Genomic DNA, 26120 nt, shown 5'->3' on the forward strand with positions numbered 1-26120 from the left:
CGGGGAGGTGCTGGGGGCGGGTGTCGGGTGGCGCCGGCGGCCGGTTCTGGAGTCGGGACCGGGTCCGGGGCAACAAAAAACGGACCCTCCGTTTCCGGAGGGTCCGTCGCAGCTGGTGCGCACACGGCTTCGCTAGCGAAGCGCCTCCGGAGTACGGGGCATCATTCGCATCATGGCGAGGGTGGTGGTGTGCTGCATGGACGGGACTGTAGCAGCGCGCGGGAGCGGCGGCGACAGCCGTCCGGAATGTGAACGGCCGGGCCCGGCCGACGGCTCCGGCCACTGCCGCGAAGCCGTCGTCCCCGGCCGGGAGCGCCGGTGCGTCCCGCCGGTTCGGCCGAAAGGCCCGTGCGCCCGCCCCGCCTGTGGTTTCCTGGGGCCATGACCGTACTCGTGACCCGTCGCCACGTCGACTATGTGCGTGTCACGACCACGGGCTGTCCCGTCACCGGCTGACCCGGCGCCGCGCGGCACAGACCCGCGTCCCCCTCACCGCACGCACCACGCCCCCCCCGTACCTGTCGTACGCGGTCCCGTCCTGCCCGGACTCGGCCGCCGTCGGGCGTGAGCCGTCCGGTGCCGGGGCCACGGCTCCACGGTGAATCCCCGACGCGCACGCCGCGCCCTCGAAGGCTCCGCCCTCGAAGGGCTCCCCCGCGCCCGGGCACAGGGCGCCGTGCCTCCCTGCCGCGCAGCATCGTCCCCGCCCCGCCCCCGTTCGCCCGTACTTCCGAGGAGACCCATGACCCAGCCCATCGACGCCGTCACCGCAGGTCACACGCCCGAGAGCGAGCCCGCCGGGGCCTCGACGCCGGCCTGGTCCTTCGAGACCAAGCAGCTGCACGCCGGCTCCGCTCCCGATCCGGCCACCGGCGCCCGCGCGGTCCCGATCTACCAGACCACCTCGTTCGTCTTCCGCGACACCCAGCACGCCTCCGACCTCTTCTCCCTCGCCGAGCCCGGGAACATCTACACCCGCATCCACAACCCCACCCAGGACGCCCTCGAGCAGCGCGTCGCCGCCCTCGAAGGCGGCGTCACCGCCGTCGCCGTCGCCTCCGGGCAGGCCGCGGAGACCCTCGCGATCCTCAACCTGGCTTCGGCCGGCGACCACATCGTCTCCAGCGCCTCGCTCTACGGCGGCACGTACAACCTGTTCCGCCACACCCTGCCGAAGTTCGGCATCGAGGTGTCGTTCGTCGAGAACCCCGACGACCTCGACGCCTGGCGGGCCGCCGTGCGACCGGAGACCAAGGCCCTGTTCGCGGAGACCCTCGGCAACCCGCGCGGCAACGTCCTCGACGTCCGGGGCGTGGCCGACGTCGCGCACGCGGCGGGCGTGCCGCTCATCGTCGACAACACCGTGCCCACGCCGTACCTGCTGCGCCCCATCGAGCACGGCGCGGACGTCGTCGTCCACTCGGCCACCAAGTTCCTCGGCGGACACGGCACCACCCTCGGCGGCGTGGTCGTCGACGCGGGCACCTTCGACTTCGGCGCGCACCCCGAGCGCTTCCCCGACTTCACCGAGCCCGACCCCAGCTACCACGGGCTGCGCTACTGGTCCGCCCTCGGACCGGGCGCGTACGCGGTCAAGCTGCGCGTGCAACTGCTGCGGGACCTCGGCCCCGCCATCGCGCCGCACTCCGCCTTCCTGCTCCTGCAGGGCGTGGAGACGCTGAGCCTACGGCTGGAGCGGCACTCGACGAACGCCCAGGAGCTGGCGCGGTGGCTCGAACAGCGCGACGAGGTCTCGGTGGTGCACTACCCCGGCCTGCCCTCCAGCCGCTGGTACGAGGCGGCGCGCCGCTACCTGCCGCGCGGCGCCGGGGCCGTGCTCTCGTTCGAGCTGCGGGGCGGTGTCGAGGCGGGCCGGCGGTTCGTGGACGGGCTGGAACTGTTCAGCCACCTCGCGAACATCGGCGACGTGCGCAGCCTCGTCATCCACCCCGCCTCCACCACCCACAGCCAGCTCGACGAGGCCCAGCTCGCCGCCACCGGCACCACCCCGGGGCTGGTGCGCCTGTCCGTCGGGATCGAGAACCTCGCCGACCTGAAGGCCGACCTGGAGGCCGGCTTCCGCGCCTCGAAGGAAGCGTCCTGAACCCCGCCACCACGACCCCGGACACCGCGCCCCTCCCTCCCGCCACCGGCGCGTGGCGGGAGGGGGACCCGCCGGGCCGCCGCCGGTGGCACCGGCGCACGCACCCGCTGGCGCTGGAGGCGGGCGGGGTGCTGCCGGGGGTGCGGCTTGCCTTCGAGACCTGGGGGCGGCCGGCCCCCGACCGTTCGAACGCGGTCCTCGTCCTGCACGCGCTGACCGGTGACAGCCACGTGGCGGGCGCCGCCGGGCCGGGTCACCCGACCTCCGGCTGGTGGGACGCGCTCGTCGGCCCGGGCCGGGCACTCGACACCGACCGGTGGTTCGTGGTGGCACCCAATGTCCTGGGCGGCTGCCAGGGAAGCACGGGGCCCGCGTCCACGGGCCCCGGCGGGAGCCCCTGGGGCGGCTCGTTCCCGCGCCTGACCCAACGCGACCAGGTGCGGGCCGAGATCGGACTCGCGGACGCGCTCGGCATCGGGCGCTGGGCCCTGGTGATCGGTGGATCCATGGGCGGGATGCGGGCGTTGGAATGGGCTGTCGGCGAACCCCGGCGCGTGGCGGCGCTGTTGCTGCTCGCCTGCCCCGCGGCGGCGAGCGCGGACCAGATCGCGTGGGCCACCGCCCAGGTCCACGCCATCCGGGCCGATCCCCACTGGCAGGGCGGTGACTACCACGACGCCGGGCCAGGGCAGGGGCCGCACACGGGGCTGGGCCTCGCCCGCCGCATCGCGCACATCACCTACCGGTCGGCCGGGGAACTGCAGACCCGCTTCGGCCACGAGGCGCAGGAGGGCGAGCAGCCCTGGCTCGGCGGCCGGTACCGCGTCGAGTCCTATCTCGACCACCAGGCCGTCAAGCTCCCCCGTCGGTTCGACGCGGCCAGCTACGTCACCCTGGCCGAGGCCATGAACACCCACGACATCGGGCGGGGCCGCTCGGGCCGGCGGGCGGCCCTCGGCCGGGTACGGGCCCGTACGGTGGTGGCCGGGGTGGACTCCGACCGCCTCTACCCCCTCGTACAGCAGGAGGAACTGGCGGACGGGATCCCGGCCGCGGACGGGATCCGCGTCATCCGCTCCGCGTACGGGCACGACGGGTTCCTGCTGGAGACGGAGCAGGTCGGCGCGCTGGTACGGGAACTCCTGGACGGCGGCTCCCGTCCACCCGCACGCCTCACGGAGTGACGGAGGAGCCGGTCTTCAAGGGGGTTACCCGCCTAAGGGAAGCAAAAATTCCACGGTGTCTCGGCCAACTTGCCCCCGCGCCCCCGCGCGCCCCCCGCAGTGACGTTCCATCTCCGCCGTACGGGGGCAGCCGGGTGGTGCCCTGGTTCGTCTACCGAGGAGACCCCACCATGACGAAGGTCCTCGTCCTGCACAGTGTCAGCCTGGTCCGGTCGGCGCTGGCCGCGCTGCTGAGATCGGAAGGCCCCTTCGAAGTAACGTCCGCGGGCTGGCGCACCGCGGTGCGCCAGGCCGAGTGCTTACGACCAGACGTCACCGTCGTCGACCTCGACTGTCGGGGGACAACGGCCGCTCTGGCGGACCGGGGACGCGCGAACGGTCAGGTCCTCGCGTCGCCGTCCGCGGTGCTGTTCCTCGCGTCGACCGGCGCCCCCGGTTCCCTGCACCGGGCCTTCGACGCCGGGGCCCGCGGCTACGTCGACAAGGACGGCTCCCCGGGGCGGCTCGTGCGGGCGGTCCGCAAGATCGCGTCCGGGGAGCGGTTCATCGACGCCTCGCTGGCCTCCGCCTTCATGGAGGCCGACCCCGTGCCGCTGAGCCCGCGCGAGCTCAGCGTGCTGGCCCGGGCCGCGGAAGGCGATTCCATCGCCGAGATCGCCCGTACGCTGCACTTGGCGAGCGGGACGGTACGCAACTACATCGCCGCGGCGACCCGGAAGACCGGCGGGCGCAATCTCATCGACGCGATCCGGATATCCCAGGGGGCGGGCTGGGTCTGAGGCTCGGCTTCCGGCCTCGAGCCGGGCGCTGTCCCCGGCACCCGGAGGTGGCCGGACCCGTCATCCGTCCGCGGTGGCGTGCCAGCCACCCACCAGATCGCGGTAGAGGGGCGAGAGCGCCGGGAGTTCCGCGTGCGTCCCGCAGACGGCCCGGGTTCCGTCGAGGACGAGGACCCGGTCGGCGCGGGCCGCGGACGAGACGCGGTGGGCCACGACGACCAGGGTTCCGGGACGCTCCGCGAGGGCCCGCTCGGCACGCTCCTCCGTCCGCGGATCCAAATGACAGGTGGCCTCGTCGAGCAGCAGCAGCGGAGCCGGGGAGAGGTAGGCGGCGGCGAGGGCGAGGTGCTGGCACTCCCCCCGGGACAGCAGCCGGGGCGACACCTCGCCCTCCAGGCCGCCCAGCCGCTCCACGAGGCCCTCGAGCCCCAGGGAGCCTATGGCGCACCGCAGTTCGGCGTCCCCGGGCACCGTGCCGTCGGGGCCGGCGGACAGGTGGGTCAGGTTGTCCCGCACGCTGCCGGTGAACACGTAGGCCTGCTGAGGCAGCAGGGTCCGCCGCGGATCCGGGCCGGTGGCATCCTGCTCCCGGCGGGCGCCGGCGCCGGCGACGAGGACCGTCCCCGCACCGGGTGGGAGCATCCCGGCCAGCAGAGCGGTGAGCGTGGACTTGCCGATGCCGCTCGGCCCGACCACCGCGAGGTGCTCCCCCGCCCGCACCTCCAGGTCCAGGCCGTCGAGGACGGGCGCCGCCGCGGGGCCGTAGGCGAAGGTGACGCCCCGGAACTCGGCCGCCGGGGCGGGCGCCGCGGGTTCCCCGGGATCTACCGGTTCTCCCGGTCCCCCCGGTTCCTCCGCCCCGGCCCACTCGCCCGTGCGGCAGGCGCCCGGGGGTGACGGAGGCGGCTCGCAGAAGCGCTCGAGGACCACCAGGAGCCGGGTTCCGGCCGAACCCAGCGCGGTCATCAGCGTGTTGAGGGCGGGCAGCAGCGCCTGCACCACGTAGGTGAGGCCGCCGGCCAGCGCCCCGGCGGTGATCCCGTGCCCGAGCAGCCAGGGCGTCGCGGCGAGCAGCGCGATCACCGGCAGCCGGCCCGCCGCACCGAGGGCCAGGGTGCGCAGGGCGGCCCAGCGCGCGAGGGTGCGCGCCAGCCGCTCCTGGGCGTCGATCAGCGGTTCCACCCGGGCACGCGCCCCCGCCTGCCCGCCGCAGGCCACGACGTCGCGCAGCCCCTCCCCCAGCGCAGCCACCCGGTCCGCGAGCGCCTCGTCGGTGTCCAGGGACCGGCGCTGTACGGAGGCCATGGGGCGGAGCGTGGCCAGGAAGGCCGCCATGCCCAGCAGCAAGGGCGGCAGCACGATGAGCAGCAGGACCGGATCCAGGGCCGCCATGCCCGCGAAGGCGCCCACGGCGGTGAAGACGAAGGACCGTACCGTCAGCACCAGTCCGGCGAAGGAGTCACGGGCCATTTCCGTCTGCTGGGTCAGCCGGGACACCGCGCCGGCGTCGGGTGCGCGCGCCGGGTCGGCCACCGCGCGGGCCAGCGCCTGCCGCACCGCCCGCCGCACCAGACCGTCCCGCAGCGGTTCCACGAGGTCCGAGAGTCCGGCGAACACGCCGCGCAGGGCGAACCCGCCGATCAGTGCTCCGGCTCCGGCCGCCGCCAGCCAGGCGAGGCCGATGGTGGTGCGGCCGGCGAGGAAGCCGTCGTCGAGGGCCCGGGCCACTCCGTAACCGCCGAGGAAGGTCTGCGCGGATTCGAGGAGCGACCACGCCGCCAGCCTGCCCAGGGCGCCCTTGTGGCCGCGCAGGAAGCGGCGGCCCTCGGGTGCCACCCGGCGCCAGGTCTCCCTCTCTGTCATGGTGCGACCTCCCGCTTCCCCGCCGCCGTCCGGCGCCTCTCCGCCTCCGCGCGGGCTCCGGGGACCGGGTCCGGCGTCGCCTGCGCTCCGGCTGCCTCCGCCGGCCCGGCGGCGAACACGGCCCGGTAGTCGGGTTCGCTCCCCCACAGCTCCTGGTGGCGGGCTGCCGCCCGCACCCGCCCTTCCTCCAGCCATACGACGAGGTCGGCGCGGACGGCCGAGGAGAGGCGGTGCGCCACCACGATCCGAGTCCCGGGGCGGACCTCGTGCGCGAGCGCCCGCTCGACCTCGCGGGCCGTGACCGTGTCGAGGCTGGAGGTGGCGTCGTCCAATACGAGGAGGCGTCCCGCGCGACAGAACGCCCTTGCCAGCCCGAGGCGTTGGACCTCGCCACCGGACATCGGAGCATCGGCGAGGGGCGTTCCGTACCCCTGGGGCAGGCGCCGTACGAACGCATCGGCGCCGGCGGCACGCGCCGCCACCCGGACGGCTTCGTGGCCAGGGTCCGGACCCGATCCGAAGCCGATCGCGTCGGCGACCGTGTCCCCGAACAGCGCGGGGCGGTCGAAGGCGTAGCCGACCTCGCGGCGGAGCGCTTCGGCGGTCAGCTCCGGCAGGGGTACGCCGTCCAGCAGCACCCGGCCCGCGTCCGGGTCGGTGAGCCGGCCGGCCACGGCGGCGAACAGCGTCTTGCCGGAACCGGACCGGCCCACCACCGCCACCGTGGTGCCGCCGGGGATCACCAGGTCGATGTCGCGCAGGACCGCCGAGCCCGCGCGCACGACCCGGACGCCGCGCAGTTCCAGGGTCCCCGGGCCGCCCTCCGGCAGTTCCGCCCGGCCGTGCTCGAGCACCGGCAAGGCCAGGAGGGCGGTGGTCCGCCGGGCGGCCGCCCGGCCGCGGACGACGGCCGCCAGCGCGCCGGTCACCCCGCCGACACCGGCCGCGAGGCCCGCGTACCGCATGACGGCCAGGAGTTCGCCGACCCCGAGGGCCCCGGCCGACAGCCGGATGCCGCCGACGGCGAGGACCGCGTACAGGAGCAGCGGCACGAGGGCCGCGGACCGGGCCGTCGTGCCCCCGTAGACCTGCCACATCCGCCTGCCCTCCGCGGCGAGTTCCGGCAACCGGGCGAGGATCCGGGCGCGTTCGCGCTCCGCGGTACCCGCGGCGGCGATCGTGCGCGCCCCGGCCAGCGCCTCCACGAGCAGGCCGGCGGTCGCGAGCTGCACCTGCTGGTAGCGGGCGACGCTGGTGAAGGTGGAGCGGGCGAAGGTCCGGAGCAGGAGCGCGAGCAGGGGAACGCCCGCGAGGAAGGCGAGCGCCGTCCAGACGTCGATGAGGAAGAGCGCGATCACCGCGCCGATCGGCGGCAGCAGTGAGGCGACGGCGTGCGCGACGGCTGCCGGGACCTTCCCGGCCTCGGTGGCGTGCGCGGTCAGCCGCGCGGCGCTGTCTCCGGGTGCGTGGCGGGCCGCGTGGTGCGGGGCGGTCCCGAGCAGCCGGGCGATCCCGAGCCTGCGCAGCCGGGCGGTGGAGCGGCCTTCCACCTCGCCGGTCAGCCGAGCGGCCGCGGCGTCCAGCGCCACCTCGGCGGCGATGACCGCGGCGCACAGCAGGATCCAGATGGACCCCGAGGGGTCCCGGCGGAGCAGCAGGTCGAGGGTGTGGCCGAGAACCGCCGGTTCGGCGAGCGCCGCCGCGGCGGCCGCCACCGCGCATCCGAGGACCGCGACGGTGCGTCCGGCGCTGTGCCGGGCCGCCGCCACGAGGGCCCGGTCGGCGTCGCGCGCCTCGTCGGTCGCCCGCTCCGGGCCGGCCGCCGCGTCGGGTGGGCTCATCGTCGGACGCCTCCAAAGACGTGGTGCGGGCCCGGGCGGTGAACCGCCCGGGCCCGGAGTGACCTGGTTAGTTACAGGTCGTGATGCTCAGGCTGCTGTCGCCACAGAGCAGCAGGCTGGCCCGGCTGCCGCCGCCGCCACCGCCGTGCATCTCGGTGATCTCTTCCTTCGGGGTCTCCATCGACTGCAGGTCAAGAAGGGTCATGTCGGTTCCTCTTCTTCTCTCGAGTGGTGCGATGGGTCACGGTCCCGGACGGGACCGGCTCTGGGGCCGCCGCGCGTGCGCGCAGCGGCGGGAGGAACGGCAGGTGCGCGCGCCCACCGGGCGCCGCGCTGCCGAGGGCGAGGAGAGCGCCGGCCGTGCCCGTGGTGAGGTCCATGGACAGCCGCATCATCTGCTCGCCGGGGAAGGCCAGATGCCCCTGGTAGGGCACGGCGTGCCGGGCCAGTGCGTCGATCTGGCGGGCGACGGCCGCGGGTCCGGTGCCCGGGCCCGGTGTGGTGGTCCGGGCCAGGTGGAGGATCATCCCGGCGGCGCCGCGCATCAGCCCGGGCTGGGCGTAGAAGGTCGCCTGGGCCGCCCGTACGATCTCGCCCCGGGCCTGCTCGAAGCGCTCGTCCGGGCCGTGCTCCAGCCAGTCGTCGAGCACCATGCCGATGCCGACGCTGCCCTCGCCGAGGTACGGCATCGTGCGCCAGCCCTCGTTCACCTGGAGGGTGCCGAACGCGCTGGTGACGCAGCGGTCCAGGTCGCGGTGGAGCGCCTGGCCGGCCTGGACCAGCAGCTCCTTGTCACCCGTGCGCTCGTACAGCCGCACGAGGAGCAGGGCGGGGCCGGAGTTGCCGTACAGCAGTCCCGCGCGGGCGGGGCGCTGCCCGGGCCGGGCGATCAGCTCGGCGCAGCGCAGGGCCGCGGCGCGCAGTTCGCTCTCGCCGGTCGCCGCGGCGAGGGCGTCCAGGGCGAGGCCGATGCCGGCGAGGCCGCCGTGCAGGTCGGGGCCCGCGCTCTCCCAGGGCTGGTGCAGCAGTTGGTCGGCGAGGGCGAGGGCCCGGTCGTGGTGACCGAGCCGCTGCAGGGTCCAGGCCGTTCCTGCCAGGCCGTCGTAGAAGCCGAGCGGGGTGCCGGAGAGCGGTTCCCGGGTCCGGTCGAGGAGCCATTCCTCGGCCTCGGGCCAGGGTTCGGCGCCGGTCTCGGCGAGGGCGTGGAGCACGCCGGCGATCCCGTGGCCGAAGCCGATGCCTCCACCGGGGTCGGCGAACTGGGCGATGTCTCCCGGGACGAGGCGGTCCTCGCGGTCCGGTGTGGCGCTCGCCCGCACCGCGGCGCTCATCGACGTACGGGCGGCGGGCCAGTCCCGCGGCTCGACCGGCAGGTACGGTCCGGCCGGTGCGGGGCGGCGGTCACCCGGGGCTCCGGTCGGGGCTCCGCTCGGGGCACCGGAGAGGATCTCCTCGACGGCCTCGTCGAGGAACTCCGTTGGTACGGGGAACTGTTCGGCGATCACGGCGGCCAGGTGCGCGGCCTTGGCCCGGTCGAGGACGAGCAGGCTCGTCAGCGGGAGGAAGAGGGCGAGCCGCAGGCAGGCGAGGGCGTACCGGTCGACGGAGAATCCGCGCCGCTCGGCCGGGGCGACGAAGGCGGGGTTGGCCACGGTCTGCCGCAGGCCCTCGTCGACGTGCGCGGCGGCTTCGAAGTCCAGCAGGGAGACGGTGGGTTCGCCCGCCTCGTCCTCGGCCACCATGATGTTGAAGAGGTGGAGGTCGTTGAAGACCACGCCGCGGGCATGCACGGCGTCGACGGCCTCCGTCACCTTCCGGTGGATGGTGAGGGCCCACGCGGTGTACGCGGCGAGCTCCGCGGGTTCGGGGTCCGCCTCGATCAGCGGGTGGCGGCGGGCGAAGTAGGTGTTGAGCGGCTTGCCCGCAAGGTGCTCCAGCACGAGGAAGTGGTGGTCGCCGACCGTGAACGTGCCGAGGACCGACGGGACGCAGTCCAGGCCCGACAGCCGCTCCAGCGCGGCCTGTTCGCGGTGCAGCCGGGTCACGGCGTCGGCCCCGTCGGCGGCGAGGCCCGCGTACGGCCGGGCCTCCTTGAGGACCACGGACGCTCCGGTGCGGGTGTCCTCGCCGACGTACACGCCGCCGCCGTTGGAGAAGTGCAGCGCCCGCTCCACCGTGAAGGGAACCCCGGCCAGGGTGAGCGCGGAGCGCGCTTCCAGGTGCGGTTTCAGGAAGCCGGGCAGTTCGAGCCACTCCGGCGGCTGGAAGACCGGCCCGCGGAGGTCCGGTACGAGCCGCCCTTCCGGGTTCTCGATCGCCGGGACCAGCGCGCCGTGCTCGTCGTAGCAGTGCCGCAGGGTGAAGCTGCCGTAGCGCAGGTGGACCGGTCCGGCGCCCCAGCGCAGATCGCTGAGGATGTACGGGCCGGCCGCCCCCGCCAGTGCGGCGTCGAGGTCCTCCGCGATCCTGTGGCACTGCCGTTCGTCCGCGGGGTACACGGTGATGAACTTCCCGCTCGCGGCGCGGTCGGCGTACTTGGCGTTGCGCAGGTGCAGCAGGTAGCGGCTCGGTACGAACTTGAAGGCTATGCCGCGCGCCGTGCAGTACTCGTACACCGTCGTCAGCAGCGACTCGGCGTTGTCGAGCGTGGCCGAGACGTGGATCTTCCAGCCCTGCGCGGGCAGTTGGGCATCCGTGGGGCGCAGTGCGAGCCAGTCGCCGCTCCGATGCGAGCGCCATCCCCGGGGGACGGGGGCGAGGGCGGCCCCATAGCTCTCCCCGGCCCGCCGGTACGGCGCGTCGTAGAACCATCGGTCCGCGTCGCAGAAGGCTGCGTACCCCTTGTTCACGCCTGCTCCCTCGGTCGGTTGCAGGACTGACCGTGTCACGTGCGGCGCGGGCGCCGACAGTCACGGCTGTCACCGGTCGGGTGTGCAGTACTCACGAGTCACAAGGGTCGGCCACCAGTCACAAGGGTCCGCTTCGGGGCCCGGAGCCTCCCAGCCGTCAGCCGTCAGCCGTCAGCCGCCGGGATGGCGTACAGCTGGGGGAGGTTGACGACGATCGCCTCCTGGGTGCTGCGGGCGATCACGACCACGGCCTCCTCGGCGGGGTCCGGGTTCTCCTCGCGGTGCGGCACGAACGGGGGGACGAAGATGTAGTCGCCGGGTGACGTGACCAGCCGTACCTCCTCGGGGTGTTCGCCCGAGTCGTCGAGGAAGACGAACTCCGGGTGTCCGCTCACCACGTAGATGGCGGTCTCGGACTCTCCGTGGTGGTGATCGGAGGAGGCCGTCGAGGGCGCCACGTGGGTCTGCCCCATCCAGAGCTTCTCGGAGCCCACGTTCTTCCCGCTGACGGCGGCGAACCTGCGCATGCCACCGCTCTGCGCCGTGTCGCCGTCCAGGGAGTCGGCACGGACGTGGTGCAGACGGGTGCGCAGCGGGGCCGTCGGACGGTCCGGGGCGTCGGGGAGGTGCGGGTGGAAGCCCTCACCGGGGGAAGTCAGCGGCTCGCTCATGGCGGGGACGCTAGAGGGGCGCCAGAAAGGATGTCAAGAGGTGTCCTTTGCCGTTCACCTGCGGCAATGTTCCCGCAATGCGGACCGGGGAGCCACTTGACCCCTTCCTGGGGGCGGGGTGTCGGGCATGATGGGCGCATGCATATCTCCGCGAAGGCGGACTACGCCGCGCGCGCCCTCCTGGAGCTCGCCTGTGAGCCCTCCCGCCCGCTGACCTGCGAGGCCATCGCCTCCTCCCAGCAGATCCCGTTCCGCTTCCTGAAGTCCGTGGTGGGCGAATTGCGGAAGGCCGGTCTGGTGCGCAGCCAGCGCGGCTGCGAGGGGGGCTACTGGCTCGGCCGGCCCGCCGAGGAGATCACCCTGCTGGACGTGGCGCGCGCCGTGGACGGCGAGCTGATCTCGCTGCGCGGCGAGCCGCTGGCCGGGCTGGACTATCCCGGCGCCGCCATGGGACTGCCCGGGGTGTGGCAGCGGATCGAGGCGGAGGCGGCGGCGGTCCTGGGCGGGGCGACACTGGCCTCGCTGCTGCCCGCCGACGTCCTCTCGGGAGCGGCCGGCCGGCTGCCCCGCGACGGTGCCGCGTGACGGGCTCGCGGGCCGGGGCCGGGGCCGGAGCTGGCGCTGGGGCCGGAACCGGGGCTGGGGTCGAGGCCGGGGCTGGGGCTGGCGCTGGGGCCGGAACCGGGGCTGGGGTCGAGGCCGGGGCTGGGGCCCAGGCCGGGGCTGGGCCCGAGGCCGGAGCCGGAGCCGGGGCTGGGCCCGAGGCCGGAGCCGGAGCCGGGGCTAGGCCCGAGGTCGACGCCGCTCCGTCGCCCGGGGCGGAGCCGCCGGCCCTCGAAGTCGTGGAGTACACCGACCCGTTGTGCCCCTGGGCCTGGGGTTCGGAGCCGGTGTTCCGCCGTCTGCAGGCCGCGCTGGACGGCCGGGTCCGCTGGCGCCGGGTGTTCTGCATCCTCTTCGACGAGGACGAGGACCCGGCCCCCGACCCGGCGGCGGAGACCGCCTGGTACGCGCGCTACGTCGAGGGCATCACCGCACACACCCTGGCGCCCCGCGCGGTGCGGCTCAGCCGCGTGGCGGCCAGTTCGTGGCCCGCCTCGCTCCTCGCCAAGGCCGCGGAAGCGCAGGGTCCCGAGGTGGCCGAGCGGGTACTGCGCCGGCTGCGCGAGAGCGTCTTCGTGCTCGGCGAGCCGGCGGACACGGCCGCTCTGGCCCTGTCCGCGGTACGGGGGGTCCCCGGCCTGGATCCGGAGCGGCTGGCCGCGGACGCGGGTGGCGCCGCGATCCTCGGGCAGGTCCGCGCGGACCGAGCGGAGGCGCGCCGCCCGGTGGCCGACGTACTGCCCGCGCGGGGCGGTTCGCCGCATCCCGGTACCGCCCATCCCGGTATCGCCAAGGAGACCGGCGAGGGGCACCGGTACGCCCTGCCGACGCTGCTGCTGCGCACCTCCGCGGGCCACCGTGCGGTGCCCGGCTGGCGCACGTTCGAGGAATGCGCGGCAGCGGTGCGGGAGTTGGCCCCGGATCTGCCGGTGACCGGCGCCGAACCGTCCCCGTCGCGGGCGCTGGAGCGCTACCGGAGCCTGAGCGAGCCGGACCGGCCGATGCTCGCGCAGGGCCCGTGGCCGCCGCCGCACGCGGTACGGGTGGAGACCGGGAACGGCCCGCTGTGGCTGCATCCCGAGGAGGCGGCGGTGCATCCGGCTGTCGGCCGCGGCTTTCCCACAGCCACCTGACGAGACCCCGAGGGGCTCTGCCGGGCCTCTGACCAGCGGCTCGCACCGTCCCGCCGAATGAGACACCAATTGGTGTCCATTGACAGCCTCCGGCCACTGCCCCCAGGATGTGGCACATGCTTACGACGCACCCCGGTGTGGTGTGCCGCTACGTGGACCTGCGGCGCACGTCCAGCGCTCTCTGTCGCTGACCGACCAGCCGACCCCGGCCCACAGGCACCGGCCCGCGCCCGCCAACAGCCGTACCGCCTCCGGTGGTTCCGGCCGGCTGCGCTCCCACTGAGCCGAGGCGCCCGCGCCGCACTGCCCGGGCGATCCGGCTCCGCGCTCCGTCGCACCCCTCCCCTCCCTCCCTCCCTTCCGTGATGTCCCGGGTCCGATCCCGGCCCGCCCTCCGTGACCCTGCCGGCGAACCGCGCCGCCAGCGCGAGGCGGCCCGGCCGCGCCCCGGAGCCCTCACCCCTCCGTCCGCCGCTCCCGCCCGTCGGCACACCCGCCTGCGGCCGTGCGGCACCGGACCGCGCCGCACCCCCGCCCCTCCTGCCCTGACGGGCCTGGACCAAGTCCAAGGAAAATCAGACATGTCCGCACGCCTCGTGACCCGTAGACCCGGTACGGACCTTCCGCAGCCGCGCCGCTCCGGACGCCCGCGCCCCGCCGCGCTCGCCGCCGCCCTCGTCGCCGTACTGACGCCCGCCCTCGGCGCCTGCGCCGGTGATGCCTCCTCCGTCGGCGCCGGCGGCAACTCCACGCTGAAGTGGACCTCTTCGTACTTCCCGGCCCACTGGGACCCGGTCGTCTCCGGCAGCGGCGCCCAGTTCCGCGAACTCGCTTTGGTCTACGCCTCGTTGACGCGTACCGACGAGAGCGGCAAGGCCGTACCGGATCTCGCCGAGAGCTGGGAGTACAACGACAAGGGTGACCAGGTCACCTTCCACCTGCGCTCCGGCCTGAAGTTCAGCGACGGCGAACCGCTAGACGCCGCGGCCGTCAAGGCGGCCGTCGAGCGGGCCAAGAAGCAGAAGAACTCCGCGCTCTTCGGGGACCTGACCTCCATCGCTTCGGTGGACGCCAATGGTCTGGACGCGGTCGTCCACCTCACCCAGGTCGACTACCAGATCCCGCAGCTCCTCGGTCAGCGGGTCCTCCAGATCGCCAGCCCCAAGGCGGCCGCCGCCCCCGAGAAGCTGGACCAGAACCCGGTGGGCGCCGGGCCGTTCACCATCACTCAGCTGGTGCCGGGCACCAAGGCGGTCCTGAAGAAGAACCCCGCCTACTGGGACGCGAAGAACATCCACATCGACAACGTGGAGCTGACCTCGGCCCCCGACTCCTCCACGGTGGTCTCCGGCCTGCAGACCGGCGTCTACAACTTCGCGGACATCAAGCCCAGTCAGGCCGAAGCCGCCAAGAAGGCCGGCCTGGACGTCTTCGTACAGCCGGGGTTCAACGCCGCCAACATCAGCCTGAACACCAACAAGGCCCCGTTCGACAACGACAAGGTCGTCGACGCCGTCCGGCACGCGGTCAACCGCCAGGAGTTCGTCGACAAGCTGACCTTCGGCTTCGGCTCGGTGACCAACCAGCCCTTCCCCAAGGGATACGTGGCCTTCGACCCGGAGTCGGAGAACAACTACCCCTACGACCCGGCCAAGTCGCAGCAGCTCCTCGCCGAAGCGGGCTACAAGGCGGGGGACCTGAAGCTCAACCTCGTCATCCCCGCCGAGGACCCGCAGTCCGAGATCGTCCAGTCGCAGCTGGCCAAGGTCGGCATCACCGTCACCATCAAGATCGACAAGAACTGGTCCACCCCCTTCTTCGCCAAGGACCTGACCTTCTCGCTGTACGGGACCACCGGCCGGGACTCCGCGGCGCAGACCCTCACCGCCCACTTCGGCCCCAACGGCCCGCTCAACCTCAGCTCCCCGTACCAGCCCGCCGGCTTCGAGGCGGCCATCGCCAAGGTCCGCCAGACCCCGCTGGACTCCCCCGACTACGCCAAGGTCCTCCAGGCGGCGACCCGGGCCGGCCTCGAGAGCAAGGCGCTGGTCTTCACGTACTCCTCGCCGAACCTCATCGCCAAGAACAAGTCCATCTCCGGCCTGCCGAAGAACCCGGCCCACATCGACTGGACCGGCGTCACCATCTCCGGCAGCTGACACCCGTCCACCACAGAGAGGGGGCAACCCCATGGCAACGACCGCGCTCCCCACCGCGGCTGCCCGCCGTCCCGGGGTCGCCACGGCCCGGGTCCGGCACACGGTGGGCCGCGTACTGGCCACCCTCGCCCGGTCGGTCGCGATCTTCGTGCCCGTCTTCCTGGTGGCGACGTTCGTGACGTTCTCGCTGCGCTCGATGAGCGGGCTGAGCCCGGCACGGATCCAGCTGGGCGAGGACGCCACGCCCGAGGCCATCCACCGGGTGGAGGCCCAATGGGGCCTCGACAAGCCCTTCCTGGTCCAGTACTGGGACTGGTTCAGCGGAGTTCTGCACGGCCGGCTCGGCACCAGCTGGAGCAACGGCGCGGACATCTCCACGCTCATCGGTCTGGGCCTGGGAGTGAGCCTGTCCATCGCGACGTTCGCGCTCCTGATCGGCGTCACCGCCGGCTTCCTGCTCGGCACCGTGGCGGCGCTGCGCCGCACCACGTGGATCGACCGCGCGATCACGGGCTTCGTCACCCTGATCTCGGTGATGCCCGCCTTCGTCGTCGGCATCGTGCTGGTCGCGGTCTTCGCGGTCGGACTGCACCTGTTCCCCTCCGCCGGGTACGTGCCGGCGGAGCAGGGGTTCGGTCCCTGGCTCGCCCACATCACCCTCCCGGCGGTGGCGCTGAGCTTCGACGTCGTCGCGGACGTCGCCCGCCAGCTGCGCGGCAGCCTCGTCGCCGCCTACCGGGAGAACTACGTGACGGGCGCACTGGTCCGGGGGCTGAGCCCGCGCCGGATCTTCTTCGGTCACGTGCTCCGCAACGGCCTCGGGCCGGCGCTCGCCACCCTGGGCCTGAAGTTCCCGGCCCTGGTCGGGGCCTCCGTGGTGACGGAGTGGATCTTCGGCCTGCAGGGCTTCGGCCGGTTCGCCAACGACGCCGCCCAGGCCGGCGACGTACCGGCCGTCCAAGGGGTCCTCGTGGTGTCGATCGCCCTGGTCGTCTCCTTCAACCTGATCGTCAACCTGGTGCTGGCACGCGTGACGCCGGCCTCCCAGCGGGGGGTGTGACCATGGTGCGCCGCGTTCTCGCACTGCCGTCCGGACGGATCTCCGTCGCCGTACTCGCCCTGATCGGCCTCCTCGCGCTCCTCGGCCCGCTGATCGCCCCGCAGGATCCGCTGGCCACCAGCGAGCAGCTGCTCGGGGCGGCCTCGGGCGACCACTGGCTGGGTACCGACTACCTCGGCCGGGACGTCCTCAGCCGTCTCCTGGACGGCTCACGCGTCAGCGTCCTGGGCTCGCTCGAAGTGGCGCTGACCGCACTGGCCGTCGGCACCGTCCCCGGAATCCTGTCCGTCCACCTCGGCCGGGGCTTCGAGTGGATCACGCTCCGGCTGACCGACACCCTCGTGGCGCTGCCGTTCCTGCTGTTCGCCGTCGCCGTGATCGCCCTGCTCGGCAACGGCCTCACCCAGGCCATGCTCGTCACCGGAACGCTCGTCTCGCCCCTCTTCTACCGGGTGGCCCGCGCCGCCACGCTCGCCGTGGCCCGCTCGCCGTACGTGGAGGCGGCGATCGTCTCCGGCGCCTCGACCGGCTGGGTCGTACGCCGCCACGTGTGGGCCAAGGTGCTCCCGCCGGTCGCGGTGGCGCTCGCGCAGACCATCGGCGTCGGCTTCATCATCGTCTCCAGCCTGACCTTCCTCGGCATCGGCATCCAGCCGCCCGCGCCCACCTGGGGCGGCCTGCTCGCCTCGGACCTGAGCTACCTCGGCCAACGGCCCTGGGCACCCCTCGCACCCGCGCTGCTGATCATGGTCACCGTCTGGGCGAGCAATCTGCTCGCCGACGCGATCCGCGACGTCTCCGGCGAGGCGGGCCGCGCCCTGGTCAACGCCCGCAGGGCGCGCGTCAACCGGAGCGCGCAGCCCGATCCCCTCTCCGCCGGAGGCAAGCGATGACGACCCTGTCCCCACAGACCGCGCCCGGACACCTCCGGAGCACCGGCCGCGACGGTGAGCCGCCCGCCCCGGCCGCGACGGTGGTCCCGCCGGTCCTCTCCGTCCGCGACGTACGCATCAGCGACCACGTCACGGGGCGCGAGATCGTCCACGGGGTGAGCTTCGAGCTCACCCCCGGCAGGACGGTGGGCATCGTCGGCGAGTCCGGCAGCGGCAAGACCCTCACCTGCCGCGCCGCGCTGGGCATCCTCCCCGCCCACTTCGAGGTCACCGGCGGATCGGTCGAGATCGCGGGGACCGACATAGCCGGCCTGACGCCCAGCCAGTGGACCGCCCTGCGCGCCACCACGATCAGCGCCGTCTTCCAGGACCCCGCCTCCTACCTCAACCCCTCGATCCGCGTGGGCCCGCAGATCGCGGAGGTCCTGCGGGTCAAGAAGGGGCTGAAGCGTCGCGAAGCGCGCCACCGGGCCCTCGAACTGCTGCGGGCCGTGCACCTGCGGGACCCGGAGCTGGTCTACCGCCAGTACACCCACGAGCTGTCCGGCGGGATGCTCCAGCGGGTGCTGATCGCCGCGGCGATCTGCGCGGACCCGCGGATCCTCATCGCGGACGAGGCCACCACCGCCCTCGACGTCACCGTCCAGGCCGAGATCCTCGATCTGCTCGCCGACCTGCGCGTGCGCGCGGGCCTGGCCCTGCTGATCGTCTCCCACGACCTGGCCGTGGTCGCCCAGTTGTGCGACGAGGTCCTGGTGATGCGGCAGGGCGAAGTGGTCGAGCAGGGGCCGACGCGCACGGTGCTCCGCCGGCCGCGGCACGCGTACACCCGGCTGCTCATCGCCGAGCACGAGCAGTACGGCCTCGACAAGTTCCTCGTACCGCAGGAGGCATCGTGACCACCACCCGTCCCGTACGGGAGACGGCCACGGACACCGGCTCCGCGCCGGCGCCCGGACCGGTCCTCGAAGTCACCGGGCTCGACGTGCACTACGGCGCGCGCCGCCGACGCCGCAGCGCCCTGCGCGGGGTGTCGCTCAGCGTCGCCCCCGGGGAAACCCTCGGCATCATCGGCGAGACGGGCTCCGGCAAGTCCACCCTGGCCCGCGCCGTGCTGGGCCTGGTGCGCGCCTCCGCGGGCTCGATCCTGGTCGGCGGCGAGGAGGTGACCGCGTACAACCGACGCCAGTGGCGCGCGCTGCGCCGCCGCGGCATCGTCCAGTACGTCTTCCAGGACCCGCTGCGCAGCCTCGACCCGGACCTCACCGTCGCGCGGTCCCTGGCCGAACCGCTCCTGATCCAGGGCGTCGCGCCCGAGGAGGCCGCCGAGCGCGTCCGCTCGTTCCTCGCCCGCGTCCATCTCGACGAGGAGCTGCTCGACCGGCTGCCCGGGGAACTGTCCGGCGGGCAGCGCCAGCGCGTGGCGGTGGCCCGCGCCCTGGTCACCGAACCGCAGCTGGTCATCCTCGACGAACCGGTCAGCGCCCTGGACTCCGCCAACCGGGTCCAGGTCCTGGAGATCCTCAAGGAGCTCCGCGCCTCGGGGGTCGCCCTCGTACTGATCTCCCACGATCTCGGCTCCGTCGCCGGGACCGCCGACCGCATCGCGGTGCTCTACCGGGGCGAGCTCGTCGAAACCGGCGCCACCCGCGACCTCGTCGGCCACCCGCAGCACCCCTACACCCGACTCCTCCTGGGCTCCGCGCCCACCTTGCACTCCGCGCCGGCCGACCGGGCCGAACGGGAGGCCCTGCGCGGTCTCCTGCACGCCTGAGTCCCCTGCCTCACCGCTCCTCACTCACCGCTCACCGCTCCTCCCTCATCGCTACAGACAGGAACAGAGATGTCCCGCACGATCCACCTCGCACTGCACCCGTACGGCGTCGGAGGTCCGGGCCAGCACGGCCTGTGGAAGGACCCGCGCGTCGCGAAGAACGCGAGCATCGACATCAACTACTACATCCATCAGGCCCAGGCAGCCGAACACGCCCTCTTCGACGCCCTGTTCATCGTCGACAGCCAGTTCATCAACGCCACCTACCCGGCGCACTACCTCAACCGCCTCGAACCGCTGACCCTGTTGTCGGCGGTCGCCACCCACACGCGGCACATCGGGCTGGTGGGCACGGCGAGTTCGACGTACAACTCGCCGTTCAACCTCGCCCGTCGCTTCGCCTCCCTCGACCACATCAGCGGGGGGCGGGCCGGCTGGAACGTCGTCACCAGCTTCGACACCGGCACGTCCAAGAACTTCGGGCTCGACGAGCACCTCGACTACACGACCCGCTACGGCCGCGCCCTGGAGTTCGTCAAGGTCGCCCGGGGGCTGTGGGACTCCTACGAGGACGGTGCGTTCCCCGCCGACGTGGAGCGGGGCGTCTTCCTCGACCCGGCCAGGCTGCACGCGCTGGACCACCAGGGCGAGCACTTCAAGGTGGCCGGACCGCTCAACCTCTCCCGCTCCCCGCAGGGCCAGCCGGTGATCTTCCAGGCCGGGGTCTCGGAAGAGGGCCGCGACCTCGCCGCCCAGGTGGCCGAGGGCATCTACGCGCCGGGCGGTTCGCTCCAGCAGGCGCAGGACTACTACGCCGACATCAAGACGCGCACCGCCGCGTACGGCCGCGACCCCGAGCACATCAAGATCTTCATCCACGGCAGCCCCGTCGTCGGTGCCACCGATGACGCGGCCCGCCGCCGCGAGAGGGAAATCTTCGAGGAGGACAACGACTTCGACCGCAACCTGGCACTCCTCGGGCGCGCCTTCGGTGCGTACGACTTCAGCGTGCACGACCTGGACGCGCCCTTCCCCGATGTCGCGCACCTGGCCGAGAAGGGCGGCCGGACGGGTGCGGCCAAACTCATCGAGCGGGCCCGGACCGAGAACCTGACGCTCCGCCAGGTCGGGGAGCTGGTCAACGAGTTCCACCGCTCCCCGTTCGTCGGCGCACCGGACACCGTCGCCGACACCATCGAGTCCTGGTTCCGCGCCGGCACCTTCGACGGCATCAACCTCGCCTTCCGCACCGGCGACGACCTGAACCTCTTCGTGGACGGGGTCGTCCCCCTGCTGCAGAAGCGCGGGCTGTTCCGCACCGAGTACCAGGCCGACACCCTGCGCGGAAACCTCGGCCTGCCGGTCCCGGCCAACCGCCACACCCGCGTACCGCAGCTCCTCAACGGCTGAGGGCGGGGGCATGAGCGATTTTCCGGTGACGGGTGGGCGCGACGTCCACACCGTGCGATTCCCGGTCGCCACCCCGCCCGCGGAGGCGGACGTACTGATCGTCGGCGCGGGCCCCGTCGGCCTCGCCGCGGCCGTGGAACTGACCGCGCGCGGCATCCGGGTCGCCGTCGTCGACCGTGCCCGCACCGCGACCCTGGTCCGGGCCGGGGCCATGGGCCACACCGCTCGCACGGTGGAGCACTTCCGGCGCTGGGGCCTGCTCCGGCGCATCCGGGACGCCTGGACCTATCCCCCGGAGTGGAACCGGGGCACCAGGCTGGTCACCTCGCTCACCGGCCACGAGCTGGTGCCGGCGCCGGGCCCGTCGTTCACGGGGGCCTCCTCCGGTCCCGGCGGCTCCCGGCCGAGGACGCAGGAGGCGCTGCGTCGGCCCCAGACGGTGCTCCAGCAGGTCTTCCTCGACCACCTCGGGGAGCGCGGGGTGAGCGTCTCCGGCGGCTGGGAACTGCGGGCACTGCACGAGGACGGCGACGGAGTCCGCGCCGAGGTCGCCGACGTCGACTCGGGCGAGCACCGCACCGTCCGGGCGGCGTACGTCCTGGGCACCGACGGGGGCTCCAGCACCACCCGCCGACTGGCCGGCATCGCACGCGAGGGGGAACACGCCACCGAGAAGCGGCTGCGCCTGATCGTGCGCACCGGCGACATATCCGAGCGGGTCGGTGCCGCGCCCAACGGCAGCAACATCGTGGTCAACCAGAAGGCGTCCGGGTTCCTGGCCGCGGTGAGCACCCGCGAGTGGCGGGTGTACGCCGGGCCGTACCCGCTCGGGTACGAGCCCGGGGAGGACGAACTCCTGGAGATCGGCCGGGCCGCCTTCGGGTTCGACCTCGAACTCGAACTCGTCTCGGCGACGACCTTCTACCACGCCACCCGGATCGCCGAATCGTTCCGCCGCGGCCGGATCCTGCTCGCCGGTGACGCCGCGCACGTCCGCACGCCCGGCGGCAACCTCGGTGAGGGCATCGGGGACGTGGCCAACCTCGGCTGGAAGCTGGCCGCGGTACTGGCCGGGCACGCCCCGGAGTCCCTCCTGGACTCCTACGACGAGGAGCGGCGTCCGCACAACTGGCGCGTGGCCGACCACGCCCTGGAGCGCTCGAGGCGCTCGCAGAGCGCGCTCGCCGAGATCCGCCGGGGCGGCATCCCCGAGGACGCGGACCACGGCTCCGAAGCCGCCCGGCGGCGCGCGGAGATCGGCGAACGGCTGCGCCGGGACCACCTCGACGCGGCGGGCGTGGCCTTCGACGAGCGCTACGACGCCTCGTCGGTGATCTGGTACGAGACGGACCAGCTCGACTCGGAGCCCCGCTGGCGCGCGGACGTCTACGAGGACGACCCGCGGCCGGGCCACCGCGCGCCCGACGGAGCCATCGACCCGTACGGCAGCACGCTGCACGACCGCGTCGGCAACTCCTTCGCCCTGCTCGTCCTCACCGGGGACCGCACCGTCGAGCACGCCTTCGTCGCGGAAGCCGCGGCCCGGGCGCTGCCCTTCACGGTGATCCACCTGACCGACCCCGGGGCGCGCGCCGTGTACGGCAGCGCCCATGTCCTCGTACGGCCCGACCAGCACGTCGCCTGGCGCGCGCAGTCCCTTCCGGAAGGCGGCGCCGCCGCCGTCCTGGACCACGTACTGGGTCACGGCGCCCGGGATTCCGGGCTCCGTTCCCTCGAGCACACCACGACCGCAGGAGTTTGAGATGACCACAACCATCCGCCACCCGGACCACGCCGACCACTTCACCCCGGAGGGCCTGCTCACGCGCGGCACGGTCATCGTGGTGCCCGGGCGGGGCGAGACGCCGGCGACCTACGCCCGCTTCGGCAGGCGGCTCGCCGCCGACGCCTACCGGGTCCGGGTCGTGGACCTGCCGCGGAGCGGTGACGAAGCCGAAACCGGCTCCGCCGCCGACTCGTTGGACGCCTTCGCCGCCCGGCTGGAGGAGGCGGTCGAGGGTGCCTCGGGCCCGGACGGCGTGGCCCGGCCGCTCGTCGTGGTGGGGTCCGACGCCGGCGCCGCCGCGGTCGCGGCGCTCCTCGCCCGGGACCGGGGCAACGCCGTACGCCCGGACGGCGTCATCCTCGCGGGGCTTCCCGGGACCGCCGCAGGGGCGGTGGAAACCTGGGACGAGGAGCTGGACTCACGCACGTCCTGCCCCACCCACCGGGGCGTCCTCACCAACGACGCCCAGGTCCGGCGGGGTTCGCTGAGCGAGCCGGTGCCGGACGCGGTCCTGAACGCCGCGTACGAGAGCGCCTCGAGCGTCCCGGCACTGCTCCTCGTCGGGGACGCCGACCCGCTCGCCGACCGCGAGGGTCTCGCGCGAACCGCCACATCACTGCCCCGGGCACGGTTGTCGGTGGTCCGCGGCGCCCACCACGACGTCCTCAACGACGTGCAGCACCGCTCCGTGGCGGCCGAGGTCGTCACCTTCCTGGAGACCCTGCGGGACGGCCTGGTCCCGCTGATCGCCGTGGAGTCGAGCGCCTGGTGACGCCGTTCGCCACCTGCCCCCACACACTGCGCACCACCAGCCGAAGGGAACCGGCATGACCATCTCCACCGCATCCGTCCCCCAGCCCGCCGCCCTCTCCGCCGACGAGGTGCTCCGCCGCACCCTGCGCCGTCACGCGGCCGGGGTCACCGTCATCACCGTCCCCGGGCCGGCGGGTTTCACCGCCACCTCCTTCACCTCCGTATCCCTCCGGCCGCCCCTGGTGGCGTTCTACTTGGGCGAGGGCGCCTCCACCGCGCCCGCCGTGCACGCCGCGGACCGGTTCGCCGTCCATCTGCTCGGCACCGGAAACACCGATCTGGCACGGCAGTTCGCGCGCAGCGGCATAGACCGCTTCGACGGCGTGGCGTGGACCCGGACCGAGGACGGCCTTCCGCTGCTGGAGGGCGTTCCCGCCTGGCTGACGGCCCGCATCACCCTGCGCCAGCACATCGGTGACCACCTGCTGGTCGTCGGCGAGGTGGAGTCCGGGTCCATCGACCGGGACGAGACCGCGTTGGTCCACCACGACGGGGCCTTCGCCGCGGCACACCAGCTCCCCGACTCCGCCTCCGGCTGACGGGGCCCGGCGGAGGGGGCCGCTGGAGGGGGCCGGCGGGCAGCTCTCCCCGTGCCCTCTCCAGGCCTGCCCCCGGCCCGACCCGGGCTGTCGCGAGCCCGGACGTTCCGTCAGGGGGCCGTGGACCGGGCCCGCGTGTTCCGCCCGGCCGACCGGGCGGCGCCTTCCTCACGGGTCGTGACCAAGGGAGTTCTACAGGTAGTAATTAGGTGAATCCTTGACTGAATTCCCGTCAATAAGATTCCACCTCTTATCTCGATTCGATAACGACTACCCCCGATAAGGCCTGGACCAATATCGGGTGACGCGCGCAACTCCCCTTGTTTTATTGCATGTTGAGTGTTCATCAGATTTGACGGACAGGTAACGGAACGATTTCTCGGACCGCACTCCTCTTTGCCCGAATTCTCCGCCGCATTCGTCTGGCAGGCTTCCGCGCACCCACTCATCCGATGTTCACTTGAGGTGCCCATGACAGGACGAAGCAGACGGCGTGAACACCGCCGCAAGCCGCGGCGGTTGATGCTCCTCACCGCCGCCACGGCCTCGGCGGCGGTGATCGCCGCCGGCATCGCCTACTCCGGACTGGGCGAACATGCCCAGGCCGTGTCCGCACGGGCCGGTACGGAAGCCTCCGCACCGGCCGCCGCGCCCGCCCGGGACCAGGAGCCCGAACCGCTCGCGGCCGCGCCCGCCAACGAGAGCGCGCGCGGCATGGTCTACGACGGCCTCGCCCCCGCCCCGAAGGGCGACCGGTGCGCCGGCGTCTACCGGACCGGCGCGGGTCTGTGTACCCACGGCCCCGACGCCCCGCCCAAGGGCGTCGACATCACGAAGGACATCGCGCCCGCCGTCAAGGCCTCGGCGCCGGCGGCCGACCCGGCCCGCCCCGCCGCCGACGACCCGGCCGCCGGCGGAGGCGGCGGGCGCCCTCAGGACGCGCCCGCGGCCGACGCCGAGCGCACGGCCGACAAGTCCGCCGCGCCCGCGCCCTCCGCCGCCGGCCAGACCGTCGCCGCCGGCCCCGCGGGCCAGACCGTCCAGTGCGACGGAGACGGCAGCACGGGCAACCGTGTCCAGGTCGTGTACGTCCACGGCCCCGGCCGTGACCGCTACTCCGAGTACGTGGCCTCGTTCCGCAAATGGGCGGCCGACGCCGACCTCATCTACTCCGCCAGCGCCCAGGAGACCGGAGGCGTCCGGCACATCCGCTACGTGACGGCCGCCGACTGCACCCCGACCGTGCTCAACATCGAGCTCCCCGACTCCGCGCTCGCGGAATTCAGCGCGGCCAACGCCGCCCTCGCGGGCAAGGGGCTCGACCGCCGCGACCGCAAGTACATGATCTTCGCGGACGCCAAGGTCTACTGCGGCATAGGAACGTTCAACGGCGACGAGCGGCCCGGTCAGGCCAACCTGAGCAACTTCGGTCCCTCCTACGGGCGTACGGATTCCGGCTGCTGGGGCGGCCACACCGCGGCGCACGAACTCGGCCACAACCTGGGCGCGGTCAACAACAGCGCGCCGAACACCAGCCGCGGCGCGCACTGCACCGACGAGTTCGACGTCATGTGCTACTCGGACACCCCGTACTACCCGCAGATGCGCAACATCTGCACCAACCAGGCCTCCGAGAACATCCTGGACTGCAACCACGACGACTATTTCCACACCAGCCCCAGAGCCGGCAGCTACCTGGCCACGCACTGGAACATCGCCGACAACCAGTTCCTGATGAAGAACAAGGGCGGGGGCACCGACCCCGGCCCCAACCCGAGCCCGAGCCCCTCGCCGACCAAGAAGCCGACGCCCGGCCCGACAAAGAAGCCCACGGGCGGACCGGCCGTGACCGTGAGCCAGGTCCAGTCGGACTCCGCCGTCGCGAGCTGGCCCAAGGTCGAGGGCGCGCTCTGGTACCAGGTCCTGCTGAACGGCAAGCACCTGGGCTGGGTCCAGTCCCCGGTGCTGCGCGTCTACAACCTGCGCCCCGACACCTCCTACACGGTCGCCGTCTCCGTCCGCGACAGGGCCGGCCGGGACAGCGGAGCCGGCAAGGCCGCGTCCTTCCGGACGAAGGGCACGGGCGGCGGGACGACGACCCCCGGGACCCGCTACCTGCTCGGGAACGGCAGCACCGGCATGGCCGCCGAGGTGTGGGGCGGGCGCGGCGCGAACGGCACCGTGCTCGTCGGGGCGCGCTCCAACGGGTACGCGCAGCAGCAGTGGTACTTCGACGACGCGGGCAGCGGACTGGTCCGCATCCGCTCCGCGGTATCCGGCAAATGCCTGCAGCCGGGCGGCACTCCCGCCGCGGGCATGTGGATCGCCCAACAGCCCTGTGGCCGCGCCGGTGCGCAGAGCTGGAAGCTGACCACCCGCGGTGGCGCGGTGAGCGTCACCGACCCGAGCGGCCGCTTCGCGCTGACCGTGAGCAGCCGCCCCTACTACGGGAACTGGCTGCTCGACCTCCAGCCCGCGGCCGGCCGGGCCCCGCAGGTATGGACCCTGCAGAAAGTCGGCTGACCCCCGACAGCCCCTGAGTCCCCTCCGGCGGGCGGCCCCCACCCCCCGCCCGCCCCCCGCCCCCCCCCCCCCCCCGCGCCCCCCCCCACCCCCCCCCGAAAACCATTTCACGCCCGACAGACCCCCCGCGGCCAGA

At 73.5% G+C, this 26120-nt stretch carries 20 protein-coding genes; 15 read left to right on the forward strand and 5 right to left on the reverse strand.

Annotation, left to right across the window (positions count from 1 at the left end; all coding sequences use genetic code 11):
- The first annotated feature begins 742 nt into the window (after positions 1-742).
- From ACFYYB_RS20415 to ACFYYB_RS20425, 3 genes are all read left to right on the forward strand, one after another.
- Entirely contained in the window at positions 743-2104 is a 1362-nt protein-coding gene (locus ACFYYB_RS20415; protein ID WP_389436606.1) for a bifunctional o-acetylhomoserine/o-acetylserine sulfhydrylase, read from the forward strand.
- A complete protein-coding gene (locus ACFYYB_RS20420) occupies positions 2101-3288 on the forward strand; it encodes a homoserine O-acetyltransferase (protein WP_389437222.1) in 1188 nt (395 codons plus the stop codon). The genes ACFYYB_RS20415 and ACFYYB_RS20420 overlap by 4 nt, the downstream gene beginning before the upstream one ends.
- A gap of 170 nt (positions 3289-3458) precedes the next feature.
- Positions 3459-4067, forward strand: a complete 609-nt coding sequence (locus ACFYYB_RS20425) for a response regulator transcription factor (protein ID WP_389436607.1) — start codon at positions 3459-3461, stop codon at positions 4065-4067.
- Between the two features lie 60 nt (positions 4068-4127).
- Here the strand turns inward: ACFYYB_RS20425 and ACFYYB_RS20430 are convergent, their stop codons facing one another.
- The 5 genes from ACFYYB_RS20430 to ACFYYB_RS20450 all read right to left on the reverse strand — a co-directional run bounded on the left by ACFYYB_RS20430 (position 4128) and on the right by ACFYYB_RS20450 (position 11291).
- Positions 4128-5930, reverse strand: coding sequence for an ATP-binding cassette domain-containing protein (locus ACFYYB_RS20430; RefSeq protein WP_389436608.1), 1803 nt, complete (start codon positions 5928-5930; stop codon positions 4128-4130).
- On the reverse strand, positions 5927-7771 hold the full coding sequence (locus ACFYYB_RS20435) for an ABC transporter ATP-binding protein (protein WP_389436609.1): 1845 nt from the start codon (positions 7769-7771) through the stop codon (positions 5927-5929). Before ACFYYB_RS20435 ends, ACFYYB_RS20430 begins: the two co-directional genes overlap by 4 nt.
- 67 nt (positions 7772-7838) lie before the next feature.
- On the reverse strand, positions 7839-7976 hold the full coding sequence (locus ACFYYB_RS20440; RefSeq protein WP_254386476.1) for a SapB/AmfS family lanthipeptide: 138 nt from the start codon (positions 7974-7976) through the stop codon (positions 7839-7841).
- Positions 7963-10620 carry a class III lanthionine synthetase LanKC gene (lanKC, locus tag ACFYYB_RS20445; protein ID WP_389436610.1) on the reverse strand — a complete coding sequence of 886 codons (2658 nt, stop codon included), beginning with the start codon at positions 10618-10620 and terminating at the stop codon, positions 7963-7965. Before lanKC ends, ACFYYB_RS20440 begins: the two co-directional genes overlap by 14 nt.
- A 164-nt stretch (positions 10621-10784) precedes the next feature.
- Entirely contained in the window at positions 10785-11291 is a 507-nt protein-coding gene (locus ACFYYB_RS20450) for a cupin domain-containing protein (protein ID WP_389436611.1), read from the reverse strand.
- Positions 11292-11429: 138 nt separating this feature from the next.
- Between ACFYYB_RS20450 and ACFYYB_RS20455 the strand changes: the two genes are divergently transcribed.
- The 12 genes from ACFYYB_RS20455 (at position 11430) to ACFYYB_RS20510 (ending at position 25984) form a co-directional block, all read left to right on the forward strand.
- A complete protein-coding gene (locus ACFYYB_RS20455) occupies positions 11430-11876 on the forward strand; it encodes an RrF2 family transcriptional regulator (protein ID WP_389436612.1) in 447 nt (148 codons plus the stop codon).
- A 257-nt stretch (positions 11877-12133) separates the two neighbouring features.
- Positions 12134-13027: a DsbA family protein gene (locus ACFYYB_RS20460; RefSeq protein ID WP_389436613.1), complete on the forward strand. Its 894-nt coding sequence runs from the start codon at positions 12134-12136 to the stop codon at positions 13025-13027.
- Between the two features lie 581 nt (positions 13028-13608).
- The gene (locus ACFYYB_RS20465; RefSeq protein ID WP_389436614.1) at positions 13609-15186 is read left to right on the forward strand and encodes an ABC transporter substrate-binding protein; all 1578 of its coding nucleotides are present in this window, start codon (positions 13609-13611) and stop codon (positions 15184-15186) included.
- Positions 15187-15217: 31 nt separating this feature from the next.
- The gene (locus tag ACFYYB_RS20470) at positions 15218-16246 is read left to right on the forward strand and encodes an ABC transporter permease (protein ID WP_389436615.1); all 1029 of its coding nucleotides are present in this window, start codon (positions 15218-15220) and stop codon (positions 16244-16246) included.
- A 2-nt stretch (positions 16247-16248) separates the two neighbouring features.
- Positions 16249-17139, forward strand: a complete 891-nt coding sequence (locus ACFYYB_RS20475; RefSeq protein WP_389436616.1) for an ABC transporter permease — start codon at positions 16249-16251, stop codon at positions 17137-17139.
- Positions 17136-18038 (forward strand): ABC transporter ATP-binding protein, encoded by a 903-nt coding sequence (locus ACFYYB_RS20480; RefSeq protein WP_389436617.1) that lies wholly within the window; start codon positions 17136-17138, stop codon positions 18036-18038. The genes ACFYYB_RS20475 and ACFYYB_RS20480 overlap by 4 nt, the downstream gene beginning before the upstream one ends.
- Positions 18035-18913, forward strand: a complete 879-nt coding sequence (locus ACFYYB_RS20485) for an ABC transporter ATP-binding protein (RefSeq protein WP_389436618.1) — start codon at positions 18035-18037, stop codon at positions 18911-18913. The genes ACFYYB_RS20480 and ACFYYB_RS20485 overlap by 4 nt, the downstream gene beginning before the upstream one ends.
- A gap of 69 nt (positions 18914-18982) precedes the next feature.
- The gene (locus ACFYYB_RS20490) at positions 18983-20323 is read left to right on the forward strand and encodes an NtaA/DmoA family FMN-dependent monooxygenase (RefSeq protein WP_389436619.1); all 1341 of its coding nucleotides are present in this window, start codon (positions 18983-18985) and stop codon (positions 20321-20323) included.
- A gap of 10 nt (positions 20324-20333) precedes the next feature.
- Positions 20334-22085 (forward strand): FAD-dependent oxidoreductase, encoded by a 1752-nt coding sequence (locus ACFYYB_RS20495; RefSeq protein ID WP_389436620.1) that lies wholly within the window; start codon positions 20334-20336, stop codon positions 22083-22085.
- 1 nt (position 22086) lies between these two features.
- Positions 22087-22881: an alpha/beta hydrolase gene (locus ACFYYB_RS20500; RefSeq protein ID WP_389436621.1), complete on the forward strand. Its 795-nt coding sequence runs from the start codon at positions 22087-22089 to the stop codon at positions 22879-22881.
- A 55-nt stretch (positions 22882-22936) separates the two neighbouring features.
- Positions 22937-23461: a flavin reductase family protein gene (locus ACFYYB_RS20505; RefSeq protein WP_389436622.1), complete on the forward strand. Its 525-nt coding sequence runs from the start codon at positions 22937-22939 to the stop codon at positions 23459-23461.
- Positions 23462-23932: 471 nt separating this feature from the next.
- Positions 23933-25984, forward strand: a complete 2052-nt coding sequence (locus tag ACFYYB_RS20510; protein ID WP_389436623.1) for an RICIN domain-containing protein — start codon at positions 23933-23935, stop codon at positions 25982-25984.
- The last annotated feature ends 136 nt before the right edge of the window (positions 25985-26120 follow it).

It is taken from the genome of Streptomyces sp. NPDC002886 (assembly GCF_042888445.1).
Classification (GTDB): Bacteria; Actinomycetota; Actinomycetes; order Streptomycetales; family Streptomycetaceae; genus Streptomyces.

What these genes read in the sequence shown, in the direction of transcription:
- ACFYYB_RS20415 (WP_389436606.1), top strand. Translation starts at nt 743, where the DNA reads ATGACCCAGCCCATCGACGCCGTCACCGCAGGTCACACGCCCGAGAGC.
- ACFYYB_RS20425 (WP_389436607.1), top strand. Translation starts at nt 3,459, where the DNA reads ATGACGAAGGTCCTCGTCCTGCACAGTGTCAGCCTGGTCCGGTCGGCG.
- ACFYYB_RS20430 (WP_389436608.1), bottom strand. Translation starts at nt 5,930, where the DNA reads ATGACAGAGAGGGAGACCTGGCGCCGGGTGGCACCCGAGGGCCGCCGC.
- ACFYYB_RS20435 (WP_389436609.1), bottom strand. Translation starts at nt 7,771, where the DNA reads ATGAGCCCACCCGACGCGGCGGCCGGCCCGGAGCGGGCGACCGACGAG.
- ACFYYB_RS20440 (WP_254386476.1), bottom strand. Translation starts at nt 7,976, where the DNA reads ATGACCCTTCTTGACCTGCAGTCGATGGAGACCCCGAAGGAAGAGATC.
- ACFYYB_RS20450 (WP_389436611.1), bottom strand. Translation starts at nt 11,291, where the DNA reads ATGAGCGAGCCGCTGACTTCCCCCGGTGAGGGCTTCCACCCGCACCTC.
- ACFYYB_RS20455 (WP_389436612.1), top strand. Translation starts at nt 11,430, where the DNA reads ATGCATATCTCCGCGAAGGCGGACTACGCCGCGCGCGCCCTCCTGGAG.
- ACFYYB_RS20465 (WP_389436614.1), top strand. Translation starts at nt 13,609, where the DNA reads ATGTCCGCACGCCTCGTGACCCGTAGACCCGGTACGGACCTTCCGCAG.
- ACFYYB_RS20470 (WP_389436615.1), top strand. Translation starts at nt 15,218, where the DNA reads ATGGCAACGACCGCGCTCCCCACCGCGGCTGCCCGCCGTCCCGGGGTC.
- ACFYYB_RS20475 (WP_389436616.1), top strand. Translation starts at nt 16,249, where the DNA reads ATGGTGCGCCGCGTTCTCGCACTGCCGTCCGGACGGATCTCCGTCGCC.
- ACFYYB_RS20480 (WP_389436617.1), top strand. Translation starts at nt 17,136, where the DNA reads ATGACGACCCTGTCCCCACAGACCGCGCCCGGACACCTCCGGAGCACC.
- ACFYYB_RS20490 (WP_389436619.1), top strand. Translation starts at nt 18,983, where the DNA reads ATGTCCCGCACGATCCACCTCGCACTGCACCCGTACGGCGTCGGAGGT.
- ACFYYB_RS20495 (WP_389436620.1), top strand. Translation starts at nt 20,334, where the DNA reads ATGAGCGATTTTCCGGTGACGGGTGGGCGCGACGTCCACACCGTGCGA.
- ACFYYB_RS20500 (WP_389436621.1), top strand. Translation starts at nt 22,087, where the DNA reads ATGACCACAACCATCCGCCACCCGGACCACGCCGACCACTTCACCCCG.
- ACFYYB_RS20505 (WP_389436622.1), top strand. Translation starts at nt 22,937, where the DNA reads ATGACCATCTCCACCGCATCCGTCCCCCAGCCCGCCGCCCTCTCCGCC.
- ACFYYB_RS20510 (WP_389436623.1), top strand. Translation starts at nt 23,933, where the DNA reads ATGACAGGACGAAGCAGACGGCGTGAACACCGCCGCAAGCCGCGGCGG.